The sequence below is a fragment of the Kitasatospora sp. NPDC036934 genome, from assembly GCF_055608425.1.
Map to the genome: position 1 here is coordinate 152,583 of NZ_JBVJQR010000004.1, position 12,505 is coordinate 165,087.

General features: G+C 74.3%; 14 protein-coding genes. 9 read left to right on the forward strand and 5 right to left on the reverse strand.

From position 1 onward, the window contains the following. Positions 1-75 precede the first annotated feature (75 nt). Positions 76-867 carry an alpha/beta fold hydrolase gene (locus tag ACZ7BZ_RS08090; protein WP_470357637.1) on the forward strand — a complete coding sequence of 264 codons (792 nt, stop codon included), beginning with the start codon at positions 76-78 and terminating at the stop codon, positions 865-867. Positions 868-923: 56 nt separating this feature from the next. Here the strand turns inward: ACZ7BZ_RS08090 and ACZ7BZ_RS08095 are convergent, their stop codons facing one another. Continuing rightward, positions 924-2,060, reverse strand: coding sequence for a threonine aldolase family protein (locus tag ACZ7BZ_RS08095; RefSeq protein ID WP_470357638.1), 1,137 nt, complete (start codon positions 2,058-2,060; stop codon positions 924-926). Between the two features lie 185 nt (positions 2,061-2,245). Between ACZ7BZ_RS08095 and ACZ7BZ_RS08100 the strand changes: the two genes are divergently transcribed. Beyond that, a complete protein-coding gene (locus ACZ7BZ_RS08100; protein WP_470357639.1) occupies positions 2,246-3,184 on the forward strand; it encodes an alpha/beta hydrolase in 939 nt (312 codons plus the stop codon). Positions 3,185-3,194: 10 nt separating this feature from the next. After that, on the forward strand, positions 3,195-3,908 hold the full coding sequence (locus ACZ7BZ_RS08105) for a helix-turn-helix transcriptional regulator (protein WP_470357640.1): 714 nt from the start codon (positions 3,195-3,197) through the stop codon (positions 3,906-3,908). A 16-nt stretch (positions 3,909-3,924) separates the two neighbouring features. Here the strand turns inward: ACZ7BZ_RS08105 and ACZ7BZ_RS08110 are convergent, their stop codons facing one another. Then, positions 3,925-4,158, reverse strand: coding sequence for a hypothetical protein (locus ACZ7BZ_RS08110; protein WP_470357641.1), 234 nt, complete (start codon positions 4,156-4,158; stop codon positions 3,925-3,927). 93 nt (positions 4,159-4,251) lie between these two features. Here ACZ7BZ_RS08110 and ACZ7BZ_RS08115 point away from each other — a divergent pair, with 93 nt between their 5' ends. Continuing rightward, the gene (locus ACZ7BZ_RS08115) at positions 4,252-5,520 is read left to right on the forward strand and encodes an MFS transporter (RefSeq protein WP_470357642.1); all 1,269 of its coding nucleotides are present in this window, start codon (positions 4,252-4,254) and stop codon (positions 5,518-5,520) included. 51 nt (positions 5,521-5,571) lie between these two features. Then, the gene (locus ACZ7BZ_RS08120) at positions 5,572-6,162 is read left to right on the forward strand and encodes an alpha/beta hydrolase (protein WP_470357643.1); all 591 of its coding nucleotides are present in this window, start codon (positions 5,572-5,574) and stop codon (positions 6,160-6,162) included. A gap of 206 nt (positions 6,163-6,368) precedes the next feature. Here the strand turns inward: ACZ7BZ_RS08120 and ACZ7BZ_RS08125 are convergent, their stop codons facing one another. Further along, a complete protein-coding gene (locus tag ACZ7BZ_RS08125) occupies positions 6,369-7,820 on the reverse strand; it encodes an MFS transporter (protein ID WP_470357644.1) in 1,452 nt (483 codons plus the stop codon). A 111-nt stretch (positions 7,821-7,931) separates the two neighbouring features. Between ACZ7BZ_RS08125 and ACZ7BZ_RS08130 the strand changes: the two genes are divergently transcribed. After that, on the forward strand, positions 7,932-8,807 hold the full coding sequence (locus ACZ7BZ_RS08130) for a helix-turn-helix transcriptional regulator (protein WP_470357798.1): 876 nt from the start codon (positions 7,932-7,934) through the stop codon (positions 8,805-8,807). On the opposite strand, the gene ACZ7BZ_RS08135 is transcribed toward ACZ7BZ_RS08130, so the two are convergent. Both ACZ7BZ_RS08135 and ACZ7BZ_RS08140 read right to left on the reverse strand, forming a co-directional pair. After that, on the reverse strand, positions 8,750-9,193 hold the full coding sequence (locus tag ACZ7BZ_RS08135; protein ID WP_470357645.1) for a hypothetical protein: 444 nt from the start codon (positions 9,191-9,193) through the stop codon (positions 8,750-8,752). The two genes, ACZ7BZ_RS08130 and ACZ7BZ_RS08135, sit on opposite strands and share 58 nt — an antisense overlap. Next, positions 9,190-9,723, reverse strand: coding sequence for a hypothetical protein (locus ACZ7BZ_RS08140; RefSeq protein WP_470357646.1), 534 nt, complete (start codon positions 9,721-9,723; stop codon positions 9,190-9,192). Before ACZ7BZ_RS08140 ends, ACZ7BZ_RS08135 begins: the two co-directional genes overlap by 4 nt. Before the next feature lie 134 nt (positions 9,724-9,857). On the opposite strand from ACZ7BZ_RS08140, the gene ACZ7BZ_RS08145 reads away from it, so the two are divergent. The 3 genes from ACZ7BZ_RS08145 to ACZ7BZ_RS08155 are packed head-to-tail and all read left to right on the forward strand — an operon-like array spanning position 9,858 to position 12,489. Beyond that, a complete protein-coding gene (locus tag ACZ7BZ_RS08145) occupies positions 9,858-11,078 on the forward strand; it encodes a sensor histidine kinase (protein ID WP_470357647.1) in 1,221 nt (406 codons plus the stop codon). Then, entirely contained in the window at positions 11,066-11,710 is a 645-nt protein-coding gene (locus ACZ7BZ_RS08150; protein ID WP_470357648.1) for a response regulator, read from the forward strand. The genes ACZ7BZ_RS08145 and ACZ7BZ_RS08150 overlap by 13 nt, the downstream gene beginning before the upstream one ends. Next, a complete protein-coding gene (locus ACZ7BZ_RS08155; RefSeq protein ID WP_470357649.1) occupies positions 11,707-12,489 on the forward strand; it encodes a DUF4097 family beta strand repeat-containing protein in 783 nt (260 codons plus the stop codon). Before ACZ7BZ_RS08150 ends, ACZ7BZ_RS08155 begins: the two co-directional genes overlap by 4 nt. The last annotated feature ends 16 nt before the right edge of the window (positions 12,490-12,505 follow it).

A 12,505-nucleotide genomic window follows, 5' to 3' on the forward strand; every position in this document is an offset into this window, starting at 1 on the left:
CGTCACGGTCGGGCGACTGACACAGGTCCCGCCGGGAGCGCCTCGACAACACGGCACTCCCGAAAGGCCATGGCCATGTCTTCTTCTCTTTCTTCTCTGAAGTTCAGCTCCGACGCGCCGGTGAACGGCATGCGCGAGCGCGAGTTCACCGTCGACGGCGTCCCCGGAGTCCTCTGGTCGCCGGTGTCCGGCACCGACCGGGCGTCCGTCGGTACCGCGCCCCTGATCCTGATGGGCCACGGCGGCGGCAACCACAAGAAGCACCCCGCGATGGCGGGCCGGGCCCGGCGTCTGGTGGCCGGCTGCGGCTTCCACGTCGCCGTCCTCGACGCGCCCGGTCACGGCGACCGGCCGCGGTCGGCGCACGACGAGGCCGAGATCGCCGAGCTCTTCCGGGCCCGGGCGGCCGGCGAGCCGGAGGGCCCGATCGTCGTCCGCTACAACGCCCACCTCGCCGCACTCTCGCTGCCCGAGTGGGTGGCGGCCCTGGACGCGCTCCAGGAACTGCCGGAGATCGGCGCCGACGGGCCGGTCGGCTGGTTCGGCCTCAACATGGGCACCGCGATCGGCGTCCCGCTGGTCGCGGCCGAACCCAGGATCAAAGCCGCGGTCTTCGGCCAGCACTGGCCCCACGTCCTGGCCGAGCAGGCGCGGCGGATCACCATCCCGATCGAGTACGACCTGCAGTGGGACGACGAGCACATATCCCGCGGGGACGGTCTCGCGCTGTTCGACGCCTTCGCCTCGACGGAGAAGACGCTGCACGCCAACGCCGGTCGGCACAAGGAGCTGCCGAGGTTCGAGGCGGACAGCGCGGTGCGCTTCTTCGCCCGGCACTTCGGTCGGCCGATCGACGCGCTCGCCTGACGTGTGCGGCGGCGCCCGGCTCTCGGCCCTGGGCCGGAGGGCCGGGCGCCGCCGGCTCAGCCCTGGTCGCCTGCGGCGGTCCGCCGCTCGGCTTCCGTGACCAACTCCAGGAAGTGCAGCCCGAGTTCGGTGACCTCCTGCGCCGTCCAGTCCTGGGCCGGGCCGTCCAGGCTCACCTCGGCCATGGCGAGGCCGGGGGCGGCGTCCGTCCACTCCGGGACGAACCAGGTCCCCTCCTGCTCGGCGAGGGCGAGGACGGCGGCGTTCAGGGCGCTCGCCGAGTGGGGCAGCCAGAGCTGGAACTCATGGGTCGGCGGGACTTCCGGGAACAGCCTGGCGCCGGGGAGGGCCGCCAGCGCCGGGGCGAGGGCGGCGGCGTGACGGATCCGGTCGGGGATCCGGGGGAGCACGGTGTCCAGACCGGTGAGCGCGGCGAGGGCGGCCGGCCACTGCTGGTACAGCTGCCCGCCGTAGCGGTGGCGCCAGGTGCGGGCGTAGGCGGCGAAGGCCTTGTCGCCGGCCAGGGCGGCGCCGCTGATCCCGCCGAGGTCCTTGTAGAAGGAGACGTAGACGCTGTCGGCCAGCGCGGCGATCTCGTGGAGCGGCCTGCCGAAGTGGGCGGTGGTGTTCCAGAGCCGGGCGCCGTCGAAGTGCACCCGGGCGCCGGCCTCGCGGGCGGCGGCGGTGAGCTCGGTCAGTTCGTCCCAGCTGGGGAGCAGGAAACCCGGGTCGCGGAGCGGGAGTTCCACCGCCAGGGTGCCGAAGGGCTCGCCGAGCAGGCGGATTTCACCGGCGGTCGGGTGGCGCAGTTCGGTGGTGGGCCAGAGGCCGCGCAGGCCGGTGAGCTGGGTGTAGGCGTGGCGCTCGTGCCGTTCGAGGTGGCTCTGCGGGTGGAGGGCGACGGCCCGGTTGCCGGTCTGCTCGGCGTGGTGGCGCAGCGCTACCTGCTGGGCCATCGTCCCGCTGGGGAAGAAGACCGCGTCCTCCGTGCCGAGGAGCGCGGCCGTACGCTCCTCCAGCTCCCCGACCGGGCCCCCGTTGCCGTAGATGTCGGGGTGGGCGCCCGGGTCGACGGCGGCGGTGAGGGCGGCCAGCCGCTCGTGCATGGTGAGGGGGCGGCTGCCGGAGAGGAAGCGGGTGCAGGCCCGGCGGGCCGCGCGCAGGCGTGCCCAGTCGAACTGATCGTGGGTCATCCGGTGATTGTCGAACGGCGGGGGCATCGGACCAACCGGATTTCTCTTCGGGGTGGTCGTGGCGGCGGAAGGCTTCGGCGATGACGGCCGGCCGTTCGGGCGGCCGGGGCCGACGGATCGATGTGACGCAGGCCACTCGGAAAGGGTGACACCGGGCTGTCGCGGACGGTCGCGAAGATCGACCCATGACGATCACAGACGAGGACTGCCTCGCCGAGACCCTGGCCTTCAACGAGCGGTTCGAGGCTGCCGCCGCACTCCGCCCGGCCCGCACCGGAACCCCGGACACCGCCACCCTGACCCGCCTGCGGACCAACCGCCTCGGCGCCGACACGCCCCCCGTGCGGCTGCCGCAGGGCCGTGACCGCGTCATCGCCGGCGGCGTGACGGTCCGCACCTTCGTGCCCGAGCGGGTCGACGGCGTGTACCTGCACATCCACGGTGGCGGCTGGGCGTTCGGCTCGGCCGCCGGGCAGGACGAGAAGCTGTGGCGCCTCGCCACCGAGGCCCGGCTGGCCGTGGTGAGCGTGGACTACCGCCTGGCGCCCGAACACCCCTTCCCGGCCGGTCCGGACGACTGCGAAGCGGCCGCCCGCTGGCTGGTGGACCACGCCGAGGCCGAGTTCGGCACCCGGCGGCTGCTGGCCGGCGGCGAGTCGGCCGGGGCCCACCTCGCCGTCCTCACCCTGCTCCGGCTGCGCGACCGGCACGGCATCACCGGCGCGTTCCGGGCCGCCCACCTCGCCTTCGGCGCGTACGACCTGTCGATGACGCCCAGCCAGCGGCTCTTCGGCTCCCGGCGGCTGCTCAGCAACACCGATACGATCCAGGGGAGTTACCAGCTCTTCACGCCCGGGATGACCCCCGAGCGGCGCCGCTCCCCGGAGGTCTCCCCGCTGTACGCCGACCTGACCGGACTGCCGCCCGCCCGGCTGGTCGTCGGCACCGAGGACCCCCTGCTGGACGACTCGCTGTTCCTCGCCCAGCGGTGGCGGGCGACGGGCGTGCCCGTCCGGCTCGACGTGGTGGCCGGCGCGATGCACGGCTTCACGCTGTTCCCGCTGGCCGTCACCGAGCGCGAACAGCGGCGGGAGCGGGACTACCTGGCCGGCGCGGGGCGGTAGCGTCGCGCGCATGGACCGCACCCCCCGGCTCTACGCACTGGTGGAGGAGCTGCGCGCGGCGGCGCCCCGATCCCGGACCGTCGCCTCGCTCGCCGCCCGCTTCGAGGTGAGCACCCGTACCGTGCAGCGCGACCTCCAGGCACTGATGGCGGCGGGCGTCCCGGTGCGCACCACGACCGGGCGGGGCGGCGGCTGGTCGATCGACCCTGCGATGACCCTTCCGCCGATCCGCTTCACCCCGGAGGAGGCCTCGGCCCTGGTCGCCGCGCTCGCCGCCGCCGACGCCTCGGCCCCGTACGCCGGCGCGGCCCGCACGGCCTCGCAGAAGATCGCGGCCACCATGAGCGGCCCCGCCTCGAAGGCGGCCCAGCAGCTCGCCGCCCGCATCGTCGCCCTGCCGGCCCGCACCGACGAGTCGGTGCGCGGTGCCGTCGAGCAGGCCCTCGGCGGCGGCACGGTGCTGCGGCTGTCCTACGTCGACGCGGCGGGCCGCGAGAGCGACCGTGCGGTGGAACCGGCCGGGCTGCTCACCGCCGAGGGCAAGTGGTACCTGATCGCCTGGTGCTGCACCCGGCAGGCCGGCCGCGGCTTCCGGCTGGACCGGATCACGGCGGCGACCCCGACCGGAGAACCGGCGCCGTCGCACGAGCTGGCGATCCTGCTGGCCGACTCGTCCGCCGCCGGCGCGGCGAGGCCCGCGGCACTGGCCCCGCTCGCGCCGTGAGGCCCCCGGGGTGGGGTCAGGAGTGCTGCGGGTACAGGTCGTCCGGGAGCAGGCCGTTGCCGTGGTGGGTGGCGAAGCTGGAGTAGGTGGAGCGGATCCGGGCGGCCTGGGAGGTCCGCTGCCGTTCGATCAGCAGGCCCTCCGCGCCGCCCGCCCACTGCCGGCGGGCCCGCTCGCGGCGGGTCAGGTGCAGGGTGATGCCTCCGACGACGGCCGCCAGGGCGGCCAGGAACACGAGAACGAAGCTCATGAGCTCCCCCTTCCTTCGGACTCGATCATTGTGCGATTCAAGTATGGCGGAACGGGCCGCTGACCGGCCGTAGCGTGAAGTAGCTTGAGACGTATGGCAGCTGATGGTTCAGGTCGTACCCCGGCGGCCGTTCCGCCACCCGCGGGCAGTGCGGTGCCCGCGCTGATGTTCTCGCAGGGCGTCAGCGTGGCGGGCACCCAGGTCACGGCGCTGGCGCTGCCCGCGCTGGCGATCCTGCTCCTGGACGCCGGCCCGCTGGCGGCCTCGCTGCTCTTCGCGTTGGAGTACGGGGTGCAGGGGCTGACCGGGCCGTTCGCCGGGGTGCTGGTGGACCGGGTCGCCTCCCGACGGCGGCTGCTGGTCGCGGTGGACGTCCTCCAGTTGCTGCTGATCGCCACCGTCCCGCTGGCGCACGCCGCCGGCGCGCTGACCCTGGGCCACCTCTACGCGGTCGCGGCCGTCTCCGGGGCACTGGGCGGGGTCTCCGCCATCGCGGTGCCGACGGTGGTGGCCGACTTCGTGCCCAAGGACGGCCTGGTGGCGGTCAACGCGAAGCTGGCCGGGGCCCGTTCGGTCGGCCAGATCGCCGGCCCCGGACTGGCGGCCACCCTGGTGCAGGCGGTGGGGGCGGCGACCGCGATGGTCGCGGACGCGGTCAGCTACGGGCTGTCCGCACTGGCCCTGAGCCTGCCCCGGCTGCGGCGCGGCGCGGAACCGGAGCAGCCCGCCGCGCGCCCCGGGATCGTGGCGTCGCTGCACGAGGGGATCGGCGTGCTGCGCGACCAGCCGCTGCTGACCCGGCTCGCCGTCGCCGCGGCCGTGCTCAACCTCGGCGGGGCCGGACTGGCTGGGTTGTTCGCCTACTTCGCCTACCAGGTCGTGGACTTGGGCCCCGGCGAACTCGGGCTGACCCAGGCCGTCCACAGCATCGCCGCGGTGACGGCCGTGCTCACCGCCCGGCGGGTGATCCGGCGGATCGGCCTGACCAGGGTGATCCCGGTCTTCGGTCCGCTCGCCGCCGGCGCGCTGTTCCTGATCCCGCTGGCCTCGCTCGGCGCCGCGCTCCCGGTGCTGATCGCCTACCAGGCGGTGTTCGGCTTCTGCGCGACGGTCTGGGGCGTCAGTTGGGTGACCCTCCAGCAACAGCTGTCCCCGCCCGAGCAGTTGGGTCGGGTGCTCGGCCTGTCCCGCTCGATCGGCCAACTCGTCATGCCGGTGGGAGCGTTGCTGGCCGGAACGCTGGCCGGCGCGGTCGGCACCACCGGGGCGCTGGCCGTGTTCGCCTCGATCGCCCTGGCCGGCACCCTGGCCGTGGTCACCATCCGGCCCCGGCCGGTACTGAGCGGGGAGAGCCCGGCCTGACGCGCCAACGACCCCGTCGGGTAGGGCGGTTCGGAAGGTAGCCTGCGGGCCGTGCCCACTCCCGCCGCGCTGGCCCTCCCCACCCGCTTCGACGGCGACCCGGACCGGGTCGCACTGATCGTCCCCGGCACCGGCTACACGCCCGCCCGGCCGCTGCTTCACTTCGCCCGCTCGGTGCTGCTGCGGCACGGCTGGACGGTCCACGAGCTCTGGTGGCAACTCCCGGACGAATTCGTTGAGTTCACGATGGAACGGCGGATCGCCTGGGTCGAGCGCCAGGTCGCCGAAGCGGTCGACGCCGAGGGCGGCGCCTGCCGGCTGCTGGTCGGCAAGTCACTGGCCTCCTTCGCCGCCGGCCTCGCCGCCGACCGCGAACTCGCGGCCGCCTGGCTCACCCCCGTACTGACCCTCGACCACGTGGCCCGCGCCCTCCACCGGGTCACGGCCCCGACCCTCCTGGTCGGTGGTGGCGCCGACCGGCTCTGGGACCGCGCGGTCGCCGACTCCACCGGCCACCCCGTCCTGGAACTGCCCGCTGCTGACCACAGCCTCGAACGGCCGAACGACCCCCTCGGGTCGCTCGACCACCTGCGGACGGTCGTCGCCCGCCTGGACACCTTCATCGCCGCGCTGACCACCTGAGCGCGGCCGCTTGAGCGCCGACCACCGTCGGCCGCCATCGAAGGCCAGACGGGTCAGACAGGGGTGACGCCGGGCCCGGCCCCCAGGACACCCACAGCGCACATCACTCCGGCGCTCGCTCGACCTCGACGACAACGGCCCCGCGACCGGGAGGAATCCGGTCGCGGGGCAATTGCGCCGTCGCCCTGGGCCGTGGGCCGGGCGGCTCAGCCGATGGAGCGCGGCAGGCGGGTGGTCAGGTACAGCACGGTGAAGGAGCCCAGCAGCTGGATGCCGAGGCAGATCGCGAGCGCGCGGCCCATGCCGAGGCCGGGGGAGAGGGACAGGTAGAGGGTGCCGAGGGTGGCGACGCCGAGAGCGAGGCTGGACTGCTGGCCGGTGGCGAGCACGCCGCTGCCGACACCGGCACGGGCGGCGGGCACCTTGGCGAGCACGACCCGGAACAGCGGGGTGCCGATCAGGCCCTGGCCGATGCCCGCGAGGGCGACGCCGGGCGCCATCCGCAGCGGGGAGAAGTGGTCGGCGTCGGCGAGGACGGTCAGCGCGATGGTGACGAGGCCGAGGGCCTGGACGACGGCGCCGGCGCTGAGCACCCGGCTGCCCCAGCGGCCGATCAGCCGCGGGCCGGAGAGCGACGCGGTGAAGTAGCCGACGGCCATCGGGACGAGCGCCCAGCCGGCCGCGACCACGCCGAGCCGCAGGCCCTGCTGGAGGGCGACGGCGATGACGAACATGAACCCGCCGAAGCCGGCGAAGTAGGGGAGCGCGATGCCGAGGCCGCGGCGCATCTCGGGGATCCGCAGCAGGGACGGCGGCACCAGCGGGGTGCCGCCGCGCTGCTCGGCGCGGCGCTCGACCAGCGCGAAGGTGACGGCGAACACCGGGAACAGGGCGAGCAGTACCCAGGACCAGAGCGGCCAGCCGGCCGCGCGGCCCTCCATCAGCGGGATGAGCAGCGAGAGCAGGGTGGCGGTGAGCAGGGCGGTGCCGGGCACGTCGACCGCGGCGGCCTGGCTGGCCCGGCTCTCCGGCACGTACCGGACGGCGAGGACCACGGCGAGCAGCGCGAACGGGACGTTCAGCAGGAAGACGGAGCGCCAGCCGGTGCCGAACAGGTCGGCGGCGACCAGCATCCCGCCGAGCACCTGCCCGATCACCACGGAGATGCCGCCGACCGCGCCGTAGACGCTGAGGGCGCGGCCGCGCCGGGCGCCGTCGGTGGCGGCGGTGATGGTGCCGAGCACCTGGGGGATGAGCAGGGCGGCCGAGGCGCCCTGGGCGGCCCGGGCGGCGACCAGGGACCACGCGTCGGGGGCGAGTCCGCAGGCCAGCGAGGTGAGGGCGAAGGCGGCGGCGCCGACGACGAACAGCCGGCGGCGGCCGAAGATGTCGCCGAGTCGTCCGCCGAGGACGAGCAGGACGGCGAAGGCGATGCCGTAGCCGGCCGCGACGAGTTCCAGGACGGCCGGTCCGGCGGCCAGGTCCTCGTCGATGGTGGGCAGGGCGACGTTGACGATGAAGAAGTCCAGCATCGGCAGGAAGGCCCCGAGCAGGACGGTGACCAGCCCGGCGGTGCCGAGCGAGGGGGAGGAGGAAGGGGCGTGGGGAGCGGGAGCGGTCCGTACCGGGGCCGGGGCGACGGCGAGTCGTTGAGTCACGGGTCCTACGATCCGCCGCTTCGTACCCTGGTACCAGAGTGTGGTTATCCAGGTATAAGAAGTACCTGGCAACAGGCTTCGGTGTGCCGCATGCTGGGGAGCATGAGCCTGATGACCCCGGCCGCGCAAGCCCGTCCCGGTTCCGCCGGGCCGCACCGCGGCACTCCTGACGAGGCCCGCCGGCACGACCTGGCGGCGTTCCTGCGCAGCCGCCGCGAGCGCATCGCGCCCGAGCAGGTGGGCCTGCCGATGACCGGCCGCCGTCGTACCCCGGGGCTGCGCCGGGAGGAGGTGGCGCAGCTGGCCGCTGTCGGGGTGACCTGGTACACGTGGCTCGAACAGGGGCGGGACATCCAGGTGTCCGCGCAGGTGCTGGACGCGGTCGCCCGGGCGCTGCTGCTGGACCCGAGCGAGCGGGCGCACCTGTTCACCCTGGCCGGCGCGGACGATCCGTCGCCGGTGACGGAGTGCCCCTCGGTGACCCCGAGCGTGCGCCTGGTGCTGGACCAGATGGCGCCGTACCCGGCCGCGCTGGTCAACTCCCGCTACGACATCCTGGCGCACAACGCGCCGTACACCGCCATCGTCGGCGACCTCGGTGAACTGCCGCTGGAGGAGCGGAACCTGATGTGGCTGGCGTTCACCCCTTCGCGCTTCCGCGAGGTGCTGATCGACTACCGGACGGAGCGCCTCGGCATGGTGGCCCGGTTCCGCGCCTCGATGGCCGACCACTCCGCCGAGCCGGCCTGGAAGGCGCTGCTGACCCGGCTGTTGAAGGCTTCGCCGGACTTCGAGGAGGAGTGGCAGCGGCACGAGGTGATGCGGCCGGGCAACGGGATCAAGCGCTTCCAGGTGCCGGGCGTGGGCCTGCTGCGCTGCGAGTACACCAACTTCTGGCTGAGCCCCCGGCTCGGGACGCGGATGATCAGCTACACCCCGCTGGACGAGGAGACCCGCGCCCTGATGGGCGAGTTGCCCCAGGCCTGAGGTCGGCCCTGGCCGCGTATCGACTCGCTCCCGAGCAGCAGGCACACCGCCGCCAGCGGCAGTTCGACGCAGCACGCCATCACCAGCGCCGCCAGCACCGCGTGCCCCGGCCCGGCACAGGAGATGTCGGCCAGCGCGTCACCGGCCAGCAGCAGGGCCGCCACCCCGCCCGGCCACGAGGCGGCGGCACTGCACCGGCGCAGCAGTGCGTCCAGCGAGAGCAGGGCGGCGAACTCCGCGAGGTCCAGCACCACCCACGGGGTCTCGTGGTTGACGGCCAGCACCATCAGCCAGGGCAGCAGCCCGAGGGCGGCCAGCCGCGGCAGCTTCCGGAAGCGCTCCGGCAGGGCGTACCCGGATGCGCCCGCGATGACGGCGGTGCTCATGCTCCGGCCTCCGCCCGCGTCCGCACCCGCTGCAGCGGCAGCCGCTCGGAGGGTCCGCCCGCCGGGTGCTCGACCAGCACGGTGTCGAACGGCCCCTCGGCCAGCGCGAGCCAGAACGACCCGGCGACCGTGACCACCTCGGCGACCGCCGCCGTCCGGACGGCGCGGAACAGCCGCCGCCCGCCGGTGAACACCACCGAGGGCGCCGTGCCGTCGGCCGGCAGCCGCCCCCAGGCGAGTACGTACGAGCACCGCCCGGAGGCGGGGCTGCGCCGGGCGCCGCGCACCAGTTGCGGTGCGAGCCGGGCGGCGACCAGGACGTCGGCCAACTCGCCGTGCTGGTACAGCTCCAGCGCGGCTCGGCCGCGGCCGGTGCCGACGCTGCGGACCGACCAGGGCCCGGCCCCGGCGGGCAGCGTCCCCTCCGGCCCCGGCGCCGGGCGGAGCGCGCCCCCGGGAACACCCCCGTGGTCCCCGGGGACGGGCCGCCCGTGCGGCGGGGTGGCGGAGTGCGATGCGGTGCTCGTCATGCCCCCAAGCCTTCCGTGACGGGGGCCCGTTGTCGGTGGTGCCGCACACCGAATCGGGGGTGTATCCAGCTACACCCCCGTCCGGCACCCCCCTTCATGGCGGCCGTTGATCACCGGGCCCTACGCTGTCCGGCATGCCCTCCACCACGTTGCGCCGAGCGCTCGTCAGGAGCCTCGGACGACCACCGTGGTCGGCCGAGGCCTGGCGGGAGACCCGCTTCATAGCCGCCGGAATACCCATGGCCGCGCCGGTCTGGCTGGCCGTGACCGATTCCGGCCTGCTCTTCCCGGTCCTCGCGGCCGTCCTGGTCTGCGCGCGCTGGCTCACCCGCGTCCAGCGCGGCCGGCTGCGCGCCCTGCACGGCGTGGAGGTGCCGCCCCCCGGTGGGTCCACGACCCTGCGGCTGGGCCGGCTGCGGTTCGGCCTGGCCTGGCGCCAGATCACCTACCACCTGCTGGCCGGTCCGGTCCTGGCGCTCGGCGCGCTGGCCGCCGTCTACCTCTGGGGCGCCGCCCTGGTGCTGACCACCCTGTACGGCTGGGTCTGGCTGCTGCCGCTCGACGTGGGGCTGCGCAGCGAGCTGGCCGGCCTGGACGTGGTGCTCACGGTGACCGGCGTGCTGCTGCTGCTGATGACGCCCTGGCTGACCACGCTGGTCGCCTGGCTGGAGGTGCGGGCGGCGCAGCTGCTGCTCGGCCCGAACCGGGCGGAGCAGCTGGAGCAGCGGGTCGAGGAGATCGCCGAGTCCCGGGCCGGCCTGGTGGACGCGGTGGACGCCGAGCGCCGCCGGATCGAGCGGGACCTGCACGACGGTGCCCAGCAGCGTCTCACCTCCCTCGCGATGAACCTGGGCCTGGCCCGGCGCACCCTCAAGGACTGCCCGCCCGACGCCATGCAGGTGATCGTCGCCGCGCACGAGGAGGCCCAGGCGGCCATCGACGAGCTGCGCGACCTGGTCCGGGGGCTGCACCCGGCGGTCCTGGAGGACCGCGGTCTGGACGCGGCGCTGTCCGGCATCGCGGCCCGGGCCCCGCTGCCGGTGCGCCTGGACGTCGAGCTGTCCGACCGGATCGCCCCGACCGTCGAGGCGGTCGCCTACTTCACCGTCTCCGAGGCGCTCACCAACGTGGCCAAGCACGCCCGGGCCAAGCAGGTCGACGTCTCGGTGCGGACGGCCGGCGGCCGGCTGCGCCTGGTCATCAGCGACGACGGCGTGGGCGGCGCGGACCCGTCGCGCGGCACCGGGCTCACCGGTCTGCGCAAGCGCGCGGCCTCGGTCGACGGAACGCTGTCCGTTCTCAGCCCCCTCGGGGGCCCCACCACCATCACCGTGGAGTTGCCGTGCGTGCTGTGATCGCCGAGGACTCGGTCCTGCTGAGGGTCGGCCTGGTGAAGGTCCTGGAGGCGGTGGGGTTCGAGGTGGTGGCCGCGGTCGGGGACGCCGTCGAGCTGTTGGCCGCCGTCGAGGAGCACCGCCCGGGGGTGGTGGTCGCGGACGTCCGGATGCCGCCGGGCTTCCACGACGAGGGCGTGAAGGCCGCGATGGTGATCCGGCAGCAGTGGCCGGACACCGCCGTGCTGCTGCTCTCCCAGTTCGTGGAGGAGCGCTACGCCGCGGACCTCTTGGCGACCAACACCAGCGGGGTCGGCTACCTGCTGAAGCAGCGGGTGGCCAATGTGGACGACTTCGTGGACGCGCTGCAACGGGTGGCCGAGGGCGGCACCGCGCTGGACCCGGAGGTGGTGGCCCAGCTGCTGGTGCGCCGCCACCGGGATCCGCTGGAGAAGCTGACCCCGCGCGAGCGGGACGTGCTCTCGCTGATGGCGGAGGGCCGGTCCAACGCGGCGATCGCGGCTGCGCTGGTGGTCAGCGACAGCGCGGTGGCCAAGCACATCAACTCGATCTTCACCAAGCTGGACCTCCCGCCGGCCGACGACAGCCACCGCCGGGTGATGGCGGTGCTGCGCTTCCTGGAGATCACGTGAGCGCGCGGTCCACCAGGGCGTGGCGGCTGATCGGGGTCCTCACCGTGGTGTTCGTGGTGGTCATGGGAGGGGCGCAGACCCTGGCCCTGGTGGCCCGGCAGTCGCGGACCGAGCAGCAGACGTTCGTCGCCCCCGTCCACAGGCTGCAGCTCGCCACGAGCAGCGCGTCGGTGCGGATCAAGCCGGGGGTGGCGGACCGGGTGGTGGTGCGCAAGAACCTGGACTGGACGGTCTCCGAGCCGAAGGTGCGCGCCGACGTCGTCGGCGACACGATGACGGTCGGGGTGGAGTGCCGGCGCTCGTTGCCCTTCTACAACTGCGGCGCCTCGATCGAGCTGGAGGTGCCGGCCGGCACCGCGGTCTCCGGCTCGGTGACCTCCGGCGCGGTCGAGGTGACGGACCTCAGCGGCGAGGTCCGGCTGGACGGCACCTCGGGCTCGATCGTCCTGCGCGGGCTGTCCGGCCCGGTCCGGGTGAGCACCACCTCCGGGATGACCCAGGGCACGGACCTCTCCTCGCCCCGGGCGGACGTGTCCAGCACGTCCGGGGCGGTGGACCTGACCTTCCGGTCGGCGCCGCAGGACGTCCGGGTGAGCACCGGATCCGGTTCGGTGACCATGGCGATGCCGAAGGGGAGCCGCTACCGGATCAACGGCGGCACGGGCTCGGGCAGCAGCACCATCGATCCGGCCCTGGGTGACGCGGCCAGCGCCGCCACCCTGGAGGCCGACGTCGGCTCCGGCTCGCTGGACATCGGCTACCGCTCCGATCAGCAGTAGGCCGGGCGGGTGATCC